17 protein-coding genes are annotated in these 19,600 nt (G+C 39.8%); 5 read left to right on the forward strand and 12 right to left on the reverse strand.

What is annotated here, in order from left to right; genetic code table 11:
* Window positions 1–207 precede the first annotated feature (207 nt).
* The 4 genes from I7804_RS03365 to I7804_RS03380 all read left to right on the forward strand — a co-directional run bounded on the left by I7804_RS03365 (window position 208) and on the right by I7804_RS03380 (window position 4,705).
* Complete coding sequence (locus tag I7804_RS03365) at window positions 208–534, forward strand: MazG nucleotide pyrophosphohydrolase domain-containing protein (protein ID WP_248404953.1); 327 nt, start codon at window positions 208–210, stop codon at window positions 532–534.
* A gap of 29 nt (window positions 535–563) precedes the next feature.
* Window positions 564–1,067, forward strand: a complete 504-nt coding sequence (locus I7804_RS03370; protein ID WP_248404954.1) for an HAD domain-containing protein — start codon at window positions 564–566, stop codon at window positions 1,065–1,067.
* A gap of 33 nt (window positions 1,068–1,100) precedes the next feature.
* Window positions 1,101–2,483: an MATE family efflux transporter gene (locus tag I7804_RS03375; RefSeq protein WP_248404956.1), complete on the forward strand. Its 1,383-nt coding sequence runs from the start codon at window positions 1,101–1,103 to the stop codon at window positions 2,481–2,483.
* Window positions 2,484–2,944: 461 nt separating this feature from the next.
* Window positions 2,945–4,705, forward strand: a complete 1,761-nt coding sequence (locus I7804_RS03380) for an ABC-ATPase domain-containing protein (protein ID WP_248404958.1) — start codon at window positions 2,945–2,947, stop codon at window positions 4,703–4,705.
* A gap of 146 nt (window positions 4,706–4,851) precedes the next feature.
* Here the strand turns inward: I7804_RS03380 and I7804_RS03385 are convergent, their stop codons facing one another.
* The 12 genes from I7804_RS03385 to I7804_RS03440 all read right to left on the reverse strand — a co-directional run bounded on the left by I7804_RS03385 (window position 4,852) and on the right by I7804_RS03440 (window position 16,866).
* On the reverse strand, window positions 4,852–7,050 hold the full coding sequence (locus tag I7804_RS03385; RefSeq protein WP_248404959.1) for a TerB N-terminal domain-containing protein: 2,199 nt from the start codon (window positions 7,048–7,050) through the stop codon (window positions 4,852–4,854).
* Window positions 7,051–7,067: 17 nt separating this feature from the next.
* Entirely contained in the window at window positions 7,068–7,544 is a 477-nt protein-coding gene (locus tag I7804_RS03390; RefSeq protein WP_022753328.1) for a MarR family transcriptional regulator, read from the reverse strand.
* 184 nt (window positions 7,545–7,728) lie between these two features.
* On the reverse strand, window positions 7,729–8,193 hold the full coding sequence (gene fabZ, locus I7804_RS03395; protein WP_022756943.1) for a 3-hydroxyacyl-ACP dehydratase FabZ: 465 nt from the start codon (window positions 8,191–8,193) through the stop codon (window positions 7,729–7,731).
* A gap of 64 nt (window positions 8,194–8,257) precedes the next feature.
* A complete protein-coding gene (gene fabF / locus I7804_RS03400) occupies window positions 8,258–9,547 on the reverse strand; it encodes a beta-ketoacyl-ACP synthase II (protein WP_027206628.1) in 1,290 nt (429 codons plus the stop codon).
* 64 nt (window positions 9,548–9,611) lie between these two features.
* Window positions 9,612–10,373 (reverse strand): 3-oxoacyl-[acyl-carrier-protein] reductase, encoded by a 762-nt coding sequence (fabG, locus tag I7804_RS03405; protein ID WP_248404961.1) that lies wholly within the window; start codon window positions 10,371–10,373, stop codon window positions 9,612–9,614.
* A gap of 101 nt (window positions 10,374–10,474) precedes the next feature.
* A complete protein-coding gene (fabD, locus tag I7804_RS03410) occupies window positions 10,475–11,434 on the reverse strand; it encodes an ACP S-malonyltransferase (protein WP_248404962.1) in 960 nt (319 codons plus the stop codon).
* 109 nt (window positions 11,435–11,543) lie between these two features.
* Window positions 11,544–12,473: a nitronate monooxygenase gene (locus I7804_RS03415; RefSeq protein WP_248404964.1), complete on the reverse strand. Its 930-nt coding sequence runs from the start codon at window positions 12,471–12,473 to the stop codon at window positions 11,544–11,546.
* An 81-nt stretch (window positions 12,474–12,554) separates the two neighbouring features.
* A complete protein-coding gene (locus I7804_RS03420; RefSeq protein ID WP_248404966.1) occupies window positions 12,555–13,508 on the reverse strand; it encodes a beta-ketoacyl-ACP synthase III in 954 nt (317 codons plus the stop codon).
* Window positions 13,509–13,526: 18 nt separating this feature from the next.
* Window positions 13,527–14,360, reverse strand: a complete 834-nt coding sequence (locus I7804_RS03425) for an acetyl-CoA carboxylase carboxyltransferase subunit alpha (RefSeq protein WP_022753335.1) — start codon at window positions 14,358–14,360, stop codon at window positions 13,527–13,529.
* A complete protein-coding gene (gene accD / locus I7804_RS03430) occupies window positions 14,353–15,189 on the reverse strand; it encodes an acetyl-CoA carboxylase, carboxyltransferase subunit beta (protein ID WP_022753336.1) in 837 nt (278 codons plus the stop codon). The genes I7804_RS03425 and accD overlap by 8 nt, the downstream gene beginning before the upstream one ends.
* Before the next feature lie 176 nt (window positions 15,190–15,365).
* On the reverse strand, window positions 15,366–15,599 hold the full coding sequence (gene acpP / locus I7804_RS03435) for an acyl carrier protein (protein WP_022753337.1): 234 nt from the start codon (window positions 15,597–15,599) through the stop codon (window positions 15,366–15,368).
* Between the two features lie 454 nt (window positions 15,600–16,053).
* Window positions 16,054–16,866: a YlmH/Sll1252 family protein gene (locus I7804_RS03440; protein ID WP_027204681.1), complete on the reverse strand. Its 813-nt coding sequence runs from the start codon at window positions 16,864–16,866 to the stop codon at window positions 16,054–16,056.
* A 1,464-nt stretch (window positions 16,867–18,330) separates the two neighbouring features.
* Between I7804_RS03440 and I7804_RS03445 the strand changes: the two genes are divergently transcribed.
* A complete protein-coding gene (locus I7804_RS03445) occupies window positions 18,331–19,497 on the forward strand; it encodes a replication initiation protein (protein ID WP_022753342.1) in 1,167 nt (388 codons plus the stop codon).
* The last annotated feature ends 103 nt before the right edge of the window (window positions 19,498–19,600 follow it).

The following is a 19,600-nucleotide window of genomic DNA, read 5'->3' on the forward strand; positions in this document are numbered from 1 at the left end:
CATAAACAGGAACTTGTCGGGATGAACGTTGGAACATAAAACCGGAACTATAGATGACAAGGAGGAATCTGCCCCAAAAGAGGTAACCAGATTTCTCAAGGATCATAATGTCGATGATAAATGTCCTGGCAGATGGATTCTTGGCTGCGCGTTGTCATGTGATTTCTTATGGTTACAAATAACTTGAAAGTGTTAAGGTGAAGAACAATGGCGGATTTTGGTATTAATGAAATGCTTGATATGCAAAGAACATTACAGGAGAGATACAAAGATAAGTGGGAAGGTATTTCTCCGGAAGTCGGGAAGAATAAGTTGCTGTGGATGATTGGTGAAGTTGGGGAAGTAATTGATATAGTTAAAAAGCATGGCCCAGAAGTTTCTGATGCAGATAACCCTGAGCGTGATCACTTGATAGAAGAGCTTGCAGATGTCTTAATGTACTATAACGATGTGCTTCTTTGCTATGGAATAACTGCAGAGGAGTTAAGGGAGACATATAAAAACAAGTTTCATAAGAACATGAATCGCTGGTGATTGAAGATAAAGGATAAAAAATAAATTATATGAGCAACGTGATATTTCTTGATGGGGATGGAGTCCTTAACTCAAAGTTTTGGGATAACGAGCATCAACGTGAAATTAGTAATGGCAAATATATCGATTCTGAGGCTGTAAAGCTATTGGGAAGCCTTGTGAAAAGAACTAATGCTAAGATAATCCTTCATTCAGGTTGGAGGTTTTGGTTTGATGAAACGATGAAACCACTAAGGCCGGAAGCAGAGTTTTTTGCTAATGCTATGAAGAAAGTGGGAATTACGATTGCGGGAGTCACACCAGATTTGACTACAGAAGAGATAAGAAAGACCAAGAAGTTTAGTCTGGTTAAAGCTGATGAGATTCTTTTGTGGTTAAAAGAAAATCCCTCTGATAATTGGGTAGTACTTGATGATCTTGAACTTCATAATAGTGAGATTACAAAACATCAGGTAAAGACAGATGCTGAAGTTGGTCTTACTACAAAAGACGTTGAAAAGGCAACAGCCATACTACTTAGTGACATCAGATGAATTATGCAGCTATTATTTTGGAGGAACAGACGTATGAATGAAGATCGGGATCTGACTAAGGGGAAACCGTTATCACTGATTTTAAGTTTTGCTTTTTCGTTGATAGTTGGTAATGTTTTTCAGCAGCTCTACATTATTGTAGACAGCATCATTATAGGCCAGAAAGTTGGTGCCAAAGGGCTCTCAGCCATAGGCGGAACTGATTGGTATATATTCCTGGTGAATGGATTTGTCATAGGCTTAATCCAGGGATTTTCAGTTTTTTTGGGTAATAAGTATGGGGAAAAAGACGAAGCTGCTTTTTCTCAGTACTATAAAAAAGCTAAGGCAATCTGTTTCGGTCTAACCATATCTCTTGTGGCGCTTCTGCTTGGCACTTCCGGATTTGTACTAAGAGCGCTTGATACAAAAGATGAGGTGTTCTCTTTTGCTAAAACCTACGTTGATGTCATATTTGCAGGGCTTCCTTTTCTTATTTTTTATCAGCTTTTTGCTGCGGTTTTAAGAAGTAGAGGAAACAGCAAAACTCATCTTATGGCGATGACTGTTTCTTCACTGTGCAACATTGTTTTGGACATATTGTTTGTAAGCGCCCTGAATATGGGGATAGGAGGAGCGGCTCTCGGTACAATCCTTTCGGAATGCCTAGTTATGCTTATCTGTGGTTATAACGTATATAAAAACAGGCAGGGCATTGCTGATGCGACTTCCGCAAAGAGCTCCGGATTAAAGAGTGGATTTACCGTGGTAAAAGAGCTGATGACAATTGGCCTTCCAATGGCGCTTCAGAGTGTGATCACTGCAATAGGGGGGCTTATCGTCATCAATAGGATCAATCAGTATGAGCTCTCTTTTCTCACCGGATATACCATAGCAGGAAAAATATATGCACTTCTTGAGATTGCAGCATCTTCTTATGGATTAGCTGTAGTTGCATATGTGTCGCAGAATATGGGGGCAAAAGATTATGAACGTGTACGCAGCGGAGTAAAAGTAAGCGTACTGCTTGGTATTATAACGGCTATTTTATGTTCTGTGGTGATGATCATTTTTGGGCAGCCTTTGATGAAACTATTCATAGATACAGGGACTGCAAACGCCAAGGTATTTTCATATGGATACAATTATCTGCAGGTACTGGCTGCATTTTTCCCGCTTCTCTACATTTTGTATATTGTCAGATCAACCTTGCAGGGTATGGGAAACAGCATAATTCCTATGCTTTCAAGCTTTGCACAGCTGATAATGAGGGTGGCCTGCGCGATTTTCTTAACTCGTATCATAGGATATTATGGTATCTATTTTGGGGAAATCTGTGCCTGGGCACTTGCTGATTGTATTTTGATAATTACATATTTTGTGTCTTTGCGGAGCTTGAAGATCAATAAGTTGGCCGCTGACGGTGTAATAAATTGATTCAGCATTAAGATTACTTTAAGATGCGCGTAATATTGGAAGATATTTTATAATGTGGTAGTTCTTTGCTTCATAAGCGGTGCATAATCTGAATAAAAATACAACAATACAATATTAACTTCCCCCAAAATGTGCATCAAAAGAATAAGATATGGAGGAAAGTTGTAGGCTTTCTAATTTTGAGGAACTATTGTTTCAATTGAGCGCGGAATAGGATATTTGACAAAGGGAAGATTTTTACATCTTGAACTCTTAGCAAATTTGAGATATTATATCCACGTAATCAAATAGCAAATACCAATGAAAGGGGTGATTAACATGAGAAAATCATATAAGACGATTTTATTACCGAATACAGTCTATGACATGTTAATCACACCGAAGTTATAATAAAGTGATTTAACGCGCATCCGACAAGTTCGGGTGCGTTTTTTGTTTAATAGAATCGTCCTTTTCTGCTTTTGGTTACAAATTCAGAGAGAAAGAAGGATGATCGATTGAACAAATTTAAGTCAGTAATTATGAGTTGCCAAGGGAAGAACAAGTCTTGTTTGCATTGGCTGTATAACACTCATGCCGACAATGAAGATGAAGAAAAGGTATTTGCGTACCAAGAGCTCAGCTTTTGGTTTAGGGGGACTGGTTTTAGAAATCCGGAAAAGATGTTTTTATGTATTGGTATTTCACGAGAATATATTGTTTGCGATAAAGAAGATTTTGCGATACCGACTTCCAACTACATTTTATATCACCTTTTTCCTGTCATGTCGGAGCTTGGTAAGGAATACATAAATGACAAAAAAGATGCCAGAGAAAAGGCAAAGTTCGCTATTCAGGCACCAGATGGCTGTATGGGCAAAAAAAGCGGTTGCTTTTATAACAGTGAGCTTGATAGTTTTGTTCTTCAGATGAGCTTTAATGTGCCGCTGATAAATGGCACATCTGTCAACTCAAAGTCTGCATTTCGTGCGGTGAAGGATATACTCGAACATGTTGATGCAGCACTTGCCAATATCAATAAGGAGGAGCTTGAAAGTTGGCAGAAAACATTCATCAATCAAAGAAGTATCCGTAAATTTATGAAGAACAATCATTTGTGCGCCTTTGTGGCTGACGGAAGTATATTGCCCAGGCATAACGGTACAGATGAACCTATGACTGATGCAAAACCATTTGAATCGCCTGATAATTTAAGAGTAAGTATTACAACAGATGATGGCGATTTCATAACCGGTATGGGAATTAAAGAGGGAATAACTGTAATAACCGGCGGCGGATACTCTGGCAAAAGCACGTTGCTGGATGCAATAGAACTCGGGATTTATGATCATACACCGGGAGACGGAAGAGAGTATGTTCTTTCAGAAAGGTCGGCACTAAAGACAAACGCAGAGGACGGGCGCCCTGTTGAAAATGTGAATCTGAAGCCTTTTTTTCACAGACTAAGTGGCAATATAGATTTGAGCCACTTCAGTACAAGGCATGCCAGCGGAAGCGTATCTCAAGCCGCAAACATAGTTGAGGCAATCGGCTGCGGCGTTAAGCTGATCTTGATTGATGAAGATAAGAGCGCCACGAATTTTATGATTCGCGACAAGGTCATGCGAAAGATAGTTCCCGATGAACCCATTATTCCTTTTACGGACAGAATTGAGGAACTGAATAAAAAAGTTGGAATGTCCATAATTTTAGTCATCGGAGGTTCGGCGGAGTATCTGGCATACGCTGACACGGTTATACTTATGGAAGATTATGAAGCGAGGGATATTACGGAACAGATCAGTTATTTCGGAATAGATAAAAAATCTGAGACTGCTGCAGCAATGTGGGGAGATTCGCGAAGACTAATTCCCAAAGCAACAACACAGGAGTTTCTCTATTTCCGATCAGCCATAACGGAAAATGAGAAGAAAATTATTTTGGACGATTACAGCGCCGACATCACAAGCTTAACAGCGCTCACAACACCGGAAAGGCTAAACACGCTTATGAGCATTATGGAAAAAACTCTTACAGACAAAGAAGCAGATTCCGATGAACTTATCAGTAAGCTTGTTTACTACACTAACCGCACCCTTGGTTTCGAAGATGCGAGGGGAGAATTCCGCACAGGCGGGGCTGGACAAAGCTTTTATAGTGAGATAAGGCCAATTGACGCATGGTGCTGCATCAACAGAATGCGAGGAGTTAGTTTCACAAGATTATCGGAAGATCAAAATTAGTGATATTAAGAGGATTTCTGAGGATGATTCTTCAGGAATCCTCTTTTTTTAGGCGTTTGGATATAGTACCTTCCAAAACATTCGAAAATTCTTTAAAAGATTAGGATTTAAAATCCTAGAATTATACCTTTACATCATTTCATCTACTATCTAATCCCAAGGATTTGTTTTATATCATCTATATAATCTTCAACAAGTTCAGGCGTATCCCCATCGAATTCTATGACAGTATCACCTATTTCATCGTACAATGCTTCGTTGATGGCATCGATCTCTACGGCTAACATTAGATGATTAGATGCAGCATATTCAATGACATTTTCGCCCGCAAGAAGGAGATTAACAATATTCATCTGATGTTCACTGATAAGTAAGTTACCGGATAGCTGATCATTACTTACAGTTTTATCATTAGAAATATTATCGTTAGAAATAACTTCCCTAATATCAATGTCATCTACGCCTATCTGTAATTTAGAATCAGATAATGCAACGCTCTTATTTGACACAGATTCAGTTATATTACTAGCCAATACTTCATCTTCAAACTTCATAAACTCATCTTCATCAGACATTTCTTCTTCGGTGATGAGCTGATCTCTAGTGTATGCAGCGTCTTTTCTGATTCCGGAGAGTTTGCCAAAGTCTATATGTATCTTAGGCTTAGCAGCTTCTTCTTTTTCCTTGATATAAGTATCTGCAGCATCAGATATAGCCTGGATTATAAGAGGGAGGTTAAGCTTTTGCTGCAAGGGATGTCCAAAGGAGAACTTCCTGCGGCAGATCCTGTCTATCTCTTTGCAGATAGCGCCAAGGTCGCTGCTCTTACTATCAGCCTTGTAGAAGGTTTCAAGGCTCCAGTGGCCGTCCCTGCACCTATAGATCCTTGCATCACTAAAGACATATTCATAATCTTCATAGTGGATATGATCATAGAATATAGCCTTCCTGAACATGTGATATGGATACACGCCCTTTGCCCCAAAGCACTTTTCAAGGAGCATGGGCTTATTGTGTTCCTGATAGAAGAGTGATACATTTCTATATGCTCTTACAGTGATCTCTTCCATGTCTTTGGGATTTTTTTTGTAAAAAAGTGATCCCTTCAGACTATAAGAGGACAATGCATCTATGGCTTCAAATATCTTATGTATATCATCGTCTGATAATCCAACACCGGGATCTTTGGATGTTTTATCATCATTTATGATATTTTCTGAAGGCGAACTTATTTTATCGTCTTTTATATCCCTTATATAGTTTTCATATGTCAAAAGAGTAGACAGGCTGTCATCAAAGTTCTTGTCATAGACCCCATCTATAAGGCTCTCCGGAAGGTTATAATAGACCACATAGTCCTTAAGCCAGTCCTGTATATGTTCGTGCATCGAAGGATCCTTATCACCGAATACTTCGTCTATATACAAAAGCTTCCTAAAACCTTCCTCAGGATCTGGTATGCCAATATTACATAATATTTCGTATAAATATACATAAACAAAGGATAAAGAAGTAATAGAAGATCCTGATAAAGAATATGCATCTATCTCCCCGTTTCTAAAGCGCCTTCTAAAGTCAAAATATCCCTGCAGCTGATCATTATTCATAACATGATAAGTCGGGAAATATCTTGTGAACCTTCCGTGAAAGTCATAAGGCTCTTCATAGTCTTCCATGAACTTGCCCTGCTTATAGAAATAGTAGCCATCAGCTCCCGGTTTTGAATCAAGGACATTATAAAGCTCCTTCATCTGGGCAATCTTTGGTGGGAGACTTTCATCAGCACGCCTTCTTCCGCCAAAAGAAAGGGGCTGATCTTTGTAAGTACCTGTAAAAGTAACCTTTGCCGGAATCTCTATATCTTTTGATATATTATAGTCATAATTTTTATCAGCATAAAAAGACCTGTTATACTTTGAATCATTACTTATATCAAAAGACTTATTATAATCTGAAGAAGATGATAAATCCTTATGATCCCTTGTGATCTCAAAGCTTATATCAAGAAGCTCAATTATCTTTTCAAGATCAACGCTTCCATCAAGAAGTATCGTGATCCAGTCCTTCTTACTCATATGATACGCCGGAAGAAAACCTCTTTTTCCAAGGTAAGATGAAATGTCCTCTTTGCGGCATCGTAGATCTATGACATCATAAATACGCCCGGGGGTAAGTCCCAGGCGTTGTCCGTCCACGTTCATAAAAAGAGCGTACCACTTAAGTGAGCTCTCATGCCTTAGAACTGCATACTCAGGCAGCAGAGTCCACGGATATATTGGCTTTGTATTATATTTATTAAGGGAATATTCTAGGATTTCATGACGAAGAGAATCTGAAGGGATCATATAGCTTTTCTCTTAAGTCATTTACTCTTTTTGGAGGATTTCTTGATATGCTCTAAGTTAAGCTCAGGCATAAGTTCTGTATCGATTATATTAAGCATCTCCTGAAGCTTGTCATAGTCCTCTTTAGAAAAGCGTTCCTTACATCTTTCATCTATAGTCTTAAGATATGACTCATAGATGTTGGAGTAATTTATATATTTTTTGGTCGGACGTATATGGTATTCACGCTGATCTTCCTTGGACTGAATCTTCTCAATATAACCTTTCTGCAAAAGGCTGTTAACTCTATATGCAGCATTAGGTGCAGAAATATTCATCATATGAGCAAATTCAGCTATTGTTGGATTCTTAAGAGCGCTGATACATTCCATACTGAAAGTCTCAACTGTTGTAAGAGTAGCCTCACGGGTCTCAAAATTTGAAAAGATCTGCATATAAAAATGAATCCTGAATTTACTGTAAATGTCTGAAAGAGCTTTGCCAAGCTTATCCATCTGTGCCTCCTGCTATACTAAAACTCATAAAAGAACCGTTCTATAACAATAGTCATAAGACGATGGTTATAGAACAATTCATTTATTATGATAATTAAAAAATTTGTTGTACTACAAGTATAACAGTTTTGAAGATTAAAAAGAAGCTTTACAATAATTGTTTTTAAAGCATTTAGTTATATCATCAGTCCATAGACACTGCAAACATAAGTTCAGCCTTAACAGCGATTTTGCCACCAACACGTGCCTCGGCGCTTGCAATTCCAAGAGGACCTTCCTGACGGATGAGCTCGCATTTAAGCTCTACTACATCTCCCGGAACAACCTGCTTCTTAAAACGTGCCTTATTAACTCCTCCAAAAAGAGCGATCTTGCCCCTGTTCTGCGGCATAGACAAAAGTGCAACAGCACCTGTCTGAGCCAGAGCTTCAAGAAGGAGTACTCCCGGCATTATAGGCTCACCCGGGAAGTGTCCCTGGAAGAAAGGCTCGTTCATAGTAACGCACTTTCTTCCAATAGCCCACGCTCCCGGCTCATAATCTTCGATAACATCTACAAGAGCAAAGGGGTAGCGGTGTGGCAGGATTTTTGCTATTTCTTTAGCAGAAAGTATATTTGGATTTTCTCTTGGTTCTTTTGGTAATGACATAATAACCTCGCAAAACTAAATTCAAAAATTAACAACTACCACCGTTAAGCTGTAATATTACAGCTTAGTCCTCAAATTTCTTGAATATAAGACAGGCGTTATGTCCGCCAAATCCAAGAGAATTACTCATTGCATACTTAACATCAGTATTTCTTCCTTCGTTAGGAACGATATCAAGATCGCACTCAGGATCAGGATTCTTGTAACCGATAGTAGCAGGGATGAATCCCTCATCAACAGCCTTAACACAGAATACTGCCTCAACGCCGCCTGCGCCGCCAAGAAGGTGACCTGTCATAGACTTAGTGCTGGATACAGGAACTTTGTATGCATCCTCGCCAAAGACCTTCTTGATAGCCTTGGTCTCGCCTGCATCGTTAAGATGAGTTGATGTACCATGCGCGTTGATATATGAGATATTTGAAGCTTCGATACCGGCATCTTTAAGAGCAAGTCTCATACAATCTGCAGCGCCGTTACCTTCTGGATCCGGAGCAGTGATATGATAAGCATCACAGTTAGCACCGTATCCTACGATCTCAGCATAGATCCTGGCGCCACGCTTTTTGGCATGCTCAAGCTCTTCGATCACAAGTACGCCGCTTCCTTCACCCATTACAAATCCGTTTCTGTCAGCATCGAAAGGAATACTTGCGCGCTCAGGATCTTCAGAATAGGAGAGTGCTGTCATAGAAGAGAATCCGCCGATAGACAGTGGAGTGATAGAGCCTTCAGCACCGCCGCATACCATAACATCCTCATAACCGTCTCTTACTCTGTGGAAGGCATCACCTACAGCATTAGATCCGCCTGCACAAGCTGTAACAGGACATGTACACATACCCTTAAGACCATGAGCTATAGCAACTCTTCCTGCCGCCATATTTGAAATGGACATAGGAATATAGAAAGGAGATACTCGCTCCCAGCCCTTTTCCTGTCCTCTTGTATGTTCCTGTTCGATGATACCGATTCCGCCAATACCACTTGAGATGATAACACCGCATCTTGCAGCTTCATCATCACTTACCTTTGACTCATAAAAAGGTATCTCTTTACCCTCAGCATCCTTCTGACCCTCTTTTACAAGACCAGAATCAAGGATTGCTTCTTCTGCGGCATACAGAGCATACTGTGTGAATGGGGCCATACGTCTTGCTTCACGCTTGTTAAGACGCTTTGAAACATCGAAATCCTTAACTTCACCTGCAACCTTAACTTTAAAATCTGTTGTGTCAAAATAAGTTATAGGACCAATTCCGCACTTGCCGTTTTTGATAGCATCCCAGCTTTCCAGGACGCTGTTGCCGGTAGGGTTAACGGTTCCTATTCCTGTTACAACTACTCTACGCATAAAAACTCCTTTTAAATTCTCAAAACCAATATTAGTAATAAAAACCAAGTAATGTCATCAAATATCAGCATCCCATACCGCCATCAACGCCAAGTACCTGACCTGTGATATAGGACGACTTCTCTGATGCAAGGAAAAGTGCAGCATTGGCTATGTCAGAAGGTTCGCCTGCCTTCTTCATAGGGATAGTAGCAAGGGTTGCCTCCTTGGCAGCATCTGTCATCTCCTTGGTCATATCTGTGCCTATGAATCCGGGAGCTATTGCATTGCAGGTTATATTCCTTGATGCAAGCTCCTTGGCAGTAGACTTGGTAAGACCGATTAGGCCAGCCTTACTTGCAGAATAGTTGACCTGACCTGCATTGCCGTGAAGACCTACAATACTTGATATATTGATGATGCGGCCATAGCGCTGCTTCATCATAGGCCTTGCAACTTCTCTTGTCATAAGGAATGCACCTTTAAGATTGGTAGCAATAACATCATCAAAATCTTCAGTGCTCATCCTCATAAGAAGACCGTCTCTTGTAATACCTGCGTTATTAACAAGTACGTCAATTCTTCCAAACTCGTTCATGGCAGCTTCTACCAGAGCTTTAGCTCCTTCCTGAGTAGCTACATCTGCCTGAACTGATATAACTCTTATCTCTTTACCATTTGTGCTGGCAGCATTGAAGCAAAGTTCTCTTGTCTCGTCTGCCTTGGCGCTGTTACCTGCGTATCCGATCACAAGATCATATCCTTCGCCTGCAATTGAGACAGCGATAGCTCTTCCTATGCCGCGGCTTCCACCTGTGATCAGGGCACATCTTTTTGTTTCACTCATTCGTTATTCCTCATCTTAATTTCTTATCAATAACAAATCAGCTTTCCAATCTGTAAATACATGATTTCTGATAATCTATCAATTTCTTATAACGATCCAGATCACGCACTTAAAGTTTTCTTTGAAAGCATTTCTTCGAATTCTTCAGCTGTCTCTACGGCGTAGATAACATAATCATCTACGCCAATAGCTTTTGCAGTCTTTTTGATAAATCCGGAAAGTGCATGTCCCGGACCAACTTCTACGAATTCTCTAACGCCGTTTTCAAATAAGCGTCTTATGATTGCTTCCATACGAACAGGGCTCTGAACCTGCTTTACCAAAAGATCCTCTATTGAGAGTCCTTCTTCATTTTCTTTGCCCAGATAATCGTATAAAACCGTGATAGACTCTTTGCTAAAAGAGATTTCTTTGAACTTGTCTGAAAGTGCATCACCTGCACTCTTCATGAAGCTTGTATGGAATGGTCCGCTTACAGAAAGAGGAAGAACACGCTTGGCACCTGCCTCCTTTGCATACTCGCCTGCTTTATCAACAGCAGCCTTCTGACCGCTTATAACGAGCTGTCCCGGGCAGTTGAAGTTACAGATCATAACTATTTCGCCTGTTTCTTTGCTTGCCTTTTCACAGCACTCATTAAGAACACCTTCTTCAAGGTTAAGTACAGCGCTCATGCCGCAGTCGATACCTTCTGCAGCCTTAGCCATTGCCTTACCTCTAAATGCAGCAAGTTCGATTGCCTGCCTTGCGCTAAGAACTCCTGCAGCTTCTAAAGCTGAGTATTCGCCGAGTGAAAGACCTGCAACATAGTCAGCTTCATATCCGTTTTCTTTAAGAAGAGCTGTCATACCTGCAGCAAATGCAACCATGCAAGGCTGTGTATACTGAGTTTTGATAAGGTCTCCATCAGGATCTTCGAAGCAAAGCTTATGAAGATCAAAATCAAGAACATCGTTTGCGCAGTCAAAAGCTTTTGCAAATGTTGTATACTTCTCATACAGATCTTTGCCCATACCTGCATGCTGAGCACCCTGACCCGCATATAATATAGCTTTTTTCATATATAATCCTTTCTAAAGTCGTTTACTATAGATCAACTAAATAAAAATCATAGAATTAAAATACAAATATATTTTCCTCAAGTTTCTACAGGCATTCATACTTTATTTTTTACATAGCTTCTTTGACAGCGCTAAAATCAATTCCTGCGCATAGATCAGCGAAGATATCTGCTACAGGTCTTATTTCTTTAACCTGACCGCAGGTCTGGCCTGTCATAAGTGAGCCGGTCTGAGTATCTCCTTCAAATACAGCTCTTCTAAGAGAACCAAGAGTATACTTTTCAAGCTCTTCAAGAGTTGCACCTTTTTTCTCCTGAGCTACATATTCACGAGCCATCTTGTTCTTAAGAACACGTACAGGAGTTCCGCCTATGCGGCCTGTAACGATAGTATCGCTTCCCTTGGCCTTAATGATGGCATTTTTATAATTGTCATGAATAGGACATTCAATAGATCCAAGAAGGCATGTACCAACCTGTACGCCACATGCGCCAAGTTCAAGTACTGCACGCATCTGCCTGTTGTCAGCAACGCCGCCTGCAGCTATTACAGGGACATTTACAATGTCGCATACCTGAGGTACCAGAGTCATTGTTGTCATCTCTCCGATGTGACCGCCTGATTCGCAGCCTTCTGCTATGATAGCGTCAGCTCCGCAGTCTTCAAGGTGCCTTGCAAGGATAGGAGCAGCAACTACAGGCATTACGAAGATTCCTGCCTTTTTGAAGCTGTCCATGTACTTACCGGGATTACCTGCACCTGTTGTTACGAATGGAACCTTCTCTTCACATACGATTCTTACGAACTCGTCTGTCTGCGGATGCATGAGCATGAGATTTACACCAAATGGTTTATCTGTAAGAGATCTGCATGTAGCAATTTCCTGTCTTAATACTTCAGGATTCATGCCACCTGTAGCTATGATTCCAAGACCACCAGCATTAGAGCAGGCTGCTGCAAAAGTGCCTGTTGCTATATTGGCCATAGCCCCCTGAATTATGGGATATTTTGTTCCCAATATATTATTTAAATAAATCATACCTTTCCTCCCTTTATATCCGTATATCATTTATATAGACCAAAAGCTGTTTTTATTCTAAAATCCAAAATTTATTTATAATCAGTCACCAAATGTGATCATCACACCGCCCCAGGTAAGTCCTGCTCCAAAGCCTACAAGTATGAGCCTGTCACCTTTTTTAAGGCTTCCATTTTCATATAATTCTGACAAGGCAAGAGGGATAGATCCTGCGCTGGTATTACCGAAATGATCCATGTTTTTATAAAATTTGGACGGATCTTCCTTGGACTTTTTGACTACGTGATCGATTATACGGGAGTTAGCCTGATGGCATACCACATGGTCTATATCTGTCAGAGATATGTCACATCCATCATCTGCCTTAAGAAGCTCATCTATGCACTTTGGCATAGCCCATACTGCGAATCTGAACACAGCCTTTCCATCCATCTGAATGAAGCTGTTTGCATTGCCTGCACCAAGGCAGGATATTTCTTTGCCGCCTCTTGCACCGAGAGTTTGGCGAAAAAGAGCATTAGGATCTCTTTTTATAACAGCAGCGCCGCCGCCGTCTCCAAATAGTACACAGGTAGTTCTGTCTGTCATATCAAGAAGGCGGGAGAGTTCTTCCATACCTATTACAAGACCATATGTCTTTCCACTTGCTTCAAGAAGCCCCCTGGCTACGCAAAGAGCATATATAAAACCGCTGCATGCTGCGTTAACATCAAGTACCGGAATATCTTCCGGAAGTGAAAGTGCCTGCTGCACCATACATGAAACAGATGGAGTTGCATAGTCTCCGGAAATAGTAGCGCAGATGACGCATCCTATATCTTCTTTGGATATTCCGGATCTTTGAAGGGCTGTGCTACAAGCCTCTATAGCCATAGAGACACAGGATTCATCATCTTCGCAAAAATATCTTGAACGTATACCGGTCCTTGTGGATATCCACTCATCATCGGTTTCAACGATTTTTGCCATATCATCGTTTGTAACCTTCTTTTTTGGATGACAACCGGCAACGGATAATATCTTAATTCCCTGCATTATTAGTTAATATTCCTTTCAGGCCTTTTTGCGGAAAAAAGATGCAGGCTCCTTAACCTCACCTATATTCCTGTATTTTTCATGCCTGTCGGCAATTATATCCTTGGCATTCATTCTGGAATATGCTGTAAGAGCCTTTTCTATAGAAAGAGAAAGTCTCTCATATACATCTTCAGAATCTACCTGCATTCCGCCTTCCGGCTCCTCAATGATCTCATCGCAAAATCCTGCATCTTTAAGGTCATAGGAAGTCATCTTCATAAGATCGCAGGCTTCTTCAGCGCGGCTTGAGTCCTTCCATAAGATAGAAGCAAAGCCCTCAGGTGAGAGTACAGAATATACAGCATTTTCAAGCATAATGACCCTGTTAGCGACGCTTATTGCAAGAGCTCCGCCGGAGTTACCCTCACCTGTTACAACTGTGATAACAGGAACATTAAGGTGTGACATAGCAGCAAGGTTTCTTGCAATAGCTTCTCCCTGACCGTGCTCTTCAGCTTCCTTGCCGGGATAAGCGCCTGGTGTATCTACAAAAGTGATGATAGGGCGGTGGAACTTATCTGCCTGCTGCATGATACGAAGAGCCTTACGATAGCCTTCAGGACGAGGCATTCCGAAATTGTAGTCCATGTTCTCCTGCACAGTATGTCCCTTATGATGACCAAGGACTGTTACTGGACGTCCGTTAAAACGGGCAATACCGCCGAAGATACTCTTATCTTCATCAAAAAGATGATCACCTTTTTGCTCAAAGAAATCTGAAAACAGATGCTCTATAAAGTCTTCAATATGAGGTCTGTCAATTGAACGTTCGATAGAAACCCTCTGAAGTGGTGATAGATTTTTATTCATTAAATGCTACCTCCTTTCTCTGAAGAAGAGTTATACCATGGTGCTCGCTGCCTTGATGGAGCTTTAGAAGATCGATCAATGTTGCGCGCATATCTTTTCTCTCAACTATCTTGTCTACAAAACCGTGGGACTCAAGATATTCTGCTCTCTGGAATCCCTTGGGGAGCTTCTTGCCAATTGTCTGTTCGATAACTCTTGGACCTGCAAATCCTACAAGAGCTCCGGGCTCAGCAAGAGTTATATCTCCAAGTGTGGCAAAAGAAGCTGTGACACCGCCTGTAGTAGGATGTGTAAGATAGCTTATATATAGACCACCTTGCCTTGAGAACTCCTCGATAGCATCAGCTGTCTTAGCCATCTGCATGAGAGAGTAGATACCCTCCTGCATTCTGGCACCGCCACTTGCTGAGAAGATGATAAGAGGTCTTTTCTTTTTAGTTGCATATTCAATTGCTCTTGTAACTTTCTCTCCAACAACGCTGGACATAGATCCCATGAAAAAGTGTGAATCAAGAACAACGCATACGGCTTTAATACCGCCGATGCGGCCTTTTGCGCAGACAGCGGATTCTTTCATGCCTGTCTTTTTTTGTTGTTTAATTACTTTTTCTTCATATTCTGGGAAATTAAGCGGATCTGCCGGAGACATATTTGCATCCATAAGTGACATCGTACCTGTATCGAACACAGCCTTAAGTCTTGTATCTGCACTTAATGGAAGGTACTTGCCACATACGGGACATACATAAAGGAGCTTCTCCCATTTGGGGATGAGCTGTCTTCTTTCACATGAAGGACATGTAATGAAAAGTTTATCCTGTATACTCATTAGAATAAAATCCTTTCAAAAATAAATGTAGTGAACACTCATAAATAACCTCATGTCACGAGCAAAACGAGTGACTAATGGTTAAAATCCGGTATCCTGAAATATGTTCATGCATATCTCCGAGGAAGGATACCGGATAATGATAGTTGTTCACATGGTTTTAATAATCTTTGGACTTAGGCAACCTTGTTCTCTTTAAGATAAGCAACTACCTTGCCAACTGTATCAAGCTTAGCGATAACTTCATCAGGGATCTTAGTGCCGATAGCATCTTCAAGTGCCATGTGAAGCTCAACAAGATCAAGTGAATCTGCCTCAAGATCTTCTGTAAGAGAAGCCTCTTCTGTAACCTTATCCTCGTCGCATCCAAGTGTGTCTACAATAATCTTCTTAACGTCTTCAAAATTCATATTAGTTTCCTCCTTATAATAAAGAAAAAATTGGTTGTATTTAATTTAAGAAAGGAATTACTTCTTTGAATCCCTGTACTTCATTATGTAGTTCAAAAAACTACGTGATAAAGTTTCTTTAATTAAATATTTTTAAGCATCTTAAAACTGATTAAAATATTAAAACCAGTTTCCTTTAATGTCAATAGATAACTTTAAAATTTTTTAATATTTAATTGATAAATATTTGATGGGATTATATGGTTGTTTTTTATTTGCCTAAATAAAAAAAGCTTTTACCCGGTAACAGGGCCAAAGCTTTTATAGTTCATTTTCTTTTTTCATATTTTTGTAAGTATTATGAATTGGAATATTCCAATATATATGGCGACATTTTTCTCATAGAATATGTCATTTATAAATATTCACTGGAGTATCGTCAGGATATGCGATGTTCCAAGCAAACAAGTAGCATTTATTTGTATACAGCAACTTTGATCATGAGTCGTCCTTTTCTGGTGCTGCCTGTTTGTCCGAGATATTTGAATTTACCATGTCCTCTTACAGAAACTCTTGAGCCCTCTTTGAGATCATAGCCTGCACTGAAGGCGCATCTTCCATCGATGAAGACCAGCTGTCTTGACACAAGTTCCTGAGCCTGGCTTCTGGATATTCTATAGACGAGTGCAAGCACGGCATCAAGTCTTTCAGATGCAACTGATCCAGATATTTCTTCAAAAGAAGGCCTTATATCACATTCTTTATTTGAAACCGGTATGCATTTAACACAGGTGTGTTTTATCCGGATGAGCTCTTTACATATTAATTCTTCCATATCTTTTAATATGAATAAATATGCAACCTGTCCATCTTCTGACACAAGGATATCACCTATGATATCTCTTTCGATTCCGAGGTTCATTAAACTCCCAAGAAAATCTCTGTGAGTAAGTTTATCTGCAAATTTTGCATTTACCGGCACAACTTTAAGGCATGATACGATGGAACCTCCTTCATCTTCCTGAAGTTTTAAACTTTCAGCATCGAGATAAGAAGGAAGAAAACAAAGGACATTTCTTTCACTGTCTTCATAGCCGCCATATAATGTAAACTTTACGCCGTTGTAAACCTGGTTTGCTGCAGAACCGCCGCTTTTATTAATTTCATCAAGCACAGCTGCAAGTTCTGAAAGCCCCAGGAAATTAGTGTGCGTTGTGTAATCATTTTGATATGCTCTTGATGCCAGATCTTTGATATGACCGATGAGCATTGAATTATCATTTTCCATGAGGTTCCTCACTAATTTTTATTAAAAGTAGTTATAGGCATAATTTTAATCCTAAACAGATTTTAACATATTTTCTAATTATTGCTCCGCCGGCCGTCCCTATCATGATCCCCTCATAGCATATCAATGTATATTTTGGCTGATATATTATGGCGCCCCCGGCGCCCTTGTTTATTATCCCGCCGCCCTGCATAATGTAAATTTTATGCATATTTATACTGCGCCCCGCGCCCTCTTGTATTTAAACCCGGCCCTGCGCTTTGTTCGCTTTTTCGACAGCTTTCGCTTCTCCACACCCCTTTCCTAAGTGCCGAACAGATTTTTTTTAAAATATACGGATGCGTATGTGTCACTGTTGCTTAATTAAAGATTAATACAACAATTCTTTTTTTCTTTAGGACAGCTCTCAAACCGCGCATTTTAAGGCTTTTCTCGATAAAGATATGGTGTAATTTGGAAAAAAGAGAGCTTATTTTTGGATAAATTTTTGGTGATCTGCGGAAAACGTTATGGTGAGTTTTGGAAGCCTCCGGAAGGGCTAAGTTCTGGTGATTTTTGGAAAAAGAGCTTGTTTTTGGCGGGAAAATATGGGTTTACCTCTGGAATCCAGAACTGAGCAGGTCTTGCGGGCTTTTAAAAAAGCCAAAGTTTTGCTTTTTTTGGAATATTTTGATAAAACTTGTGGGTGAAAATGGAATTTAGAGAAGAAAGAAATGGTATTTTTGGAAAAAAAAGAGGATAAAGATGTGCGTAAATATGGAATAAAAATCAAAAGATGTGATGAAATTCGGAATAAGTCCCCCATAAATTATGCTGTTTTTTGGAATAAAAAACACTAAGTTTTGGTGATATCTGGAATAAAAATACGTAAGAGATGGTGAATTTTGGAATAAAAAACCGCCGTAAAATGAAAAATTAATGGATCCGGGGCCTATACGTTTATTATGCTAAGAAGATGTGGTGAATTTTGGAAAAAAGATATGGAATTAATTGGAATTTTGGCGTCTTAAAGTATGGTAAAAACTGGATTCTTCATTCCAATTTGGTCGTATCTTGTGCATTTTTGGAATAAAGTACATCGAATTGCTAAAAATGTAATTGCTTAAATTATCATTGAATGCATGTCTATATTAATGTTCTGGTGTATTTTGGAATGTATTAATGTTCTATTTGGAATTTAATGTGGTGTATTTTGGAATATAGATCACCAGGAAATATTTTTAAAATTTTTTTTTAGAATTAGTTGTGGTTAATTTTGGAATGAAATTGGTATACATCTGTCTGATTTTGGAATGAATTAATTAACACCTGCCGAATTTTGGAATCAGACCTGTCGAATTTTGGAAGATTTCGAAAGTACGAGAAAAATGGAATGCTATTGCGGGAGGGGATTCTTTTGAGTATAATAATTTTACTTAAAAGTAAGACTAAATTGGAATGTAATAGGGGGTTAGTAAGAGAAAATTGGAATCTAAGACGAAAAATACTGAAAACAGTACGATGCTCAGCAATGTTACGTACAAGAAGTCCAATACTCTGATCACCGCAAAGGGTAAATCTACACTCCTTGGCCAGAAGCTTTTTGCTATTGGAATCCTGATGGCAAAAGAACTGGACGATGGAAGTCTGGAAGCGATTATTCCCGGAACATATTTGCGTAAAGCGCTTGGCCGTAACAATGGTTCTTTTTATGATCAGATTGTTGCACTGGTTGAGCCTCAGAAGAATAAGGCATCACTCCTTGACTGGCGTATTATTTACAAAGACAAGGAAGAACAGAAGATAGAAGCATCAAATGTTATCACTGATGTTTCTTTTCATGATGGAAGATTGACACTTCGTTACAACAGTAAGATCAAGAAATATATTACAGGTCTTAAGAACAACTATACTGTTCTGAACTTATCGGAGTCTCTGACATTCACAAGTATATATACATACAGACTTTACGAAGTTCTCAAAGCTGAGATGGATTATCAGCGTGCGATCAGTCATTCAGAAGGTCCTTATGAAGTGACCTATGAACTCACTGATCTTAAGCTCATGCTCGGAATCATCGATCCTCAGGAGAATGCTGATATTGCCAAGGCACTGAAAAAAGAATCTCCTGATTATGAGAAGATTGAAAGAAAAGCTGAAGAGAGCGGTATCAACAAGATGTCCAATTATACGGACTTCAGAAGATACGCACTTGAAAGAGCTAAAAAAGAGCTTAACAAAAAGTCAAGTATCCGTGTAGAGTACAAGCCTGTAAGAATGGGACGAGGCGGAAAGGTAGTAAGTATCTGCTTCAAACTTTCCAGAGTAGGACACGAAAAGTCTAAGGAAGTAGAGGCTGCTCCCAAGAAGGATATCTTCGAGCAGATCGATGAGATGCAGCAGCTCTTTAGTGAGAAGATCACTGCAAGTGATGCAAAGGCAATTCTTGAAGCTGCAGGCATGGATATGAAGAAGGTTCGTTACGCTTATGGAATATCCAGAAAGTCAGGACGAATTGATAACATAGTTGGATGGATGATCAGTGCTATTAAGAACGGCTATACTGAAAACGCTTCGGGCGTACAAGATGCTGATTTTGAGCAGAACACCTACGATTTTGAAGAACTTGAAAGAAGATTCGTAGAGAACTAAGATCTATGCGCCGACATTTAGTCGGCGCTTTTTTTCGGGTTAGTGAAGCTATTATAATCATATTCCATTTTTAAACGGGATATGTAAGAGTGTTTTTGTAAGA

This window comes from Butyrivibrio fibrisolvens (assembly GCF_023206215.1).
GTDB classification, from domain to species: domain Bacteria; phylum Bacillota; class Clostridia; order Lachnospirales; family Lachnospiraceae; genus Butyrivibrio; species Butyrivibrio fibrisolvens_C.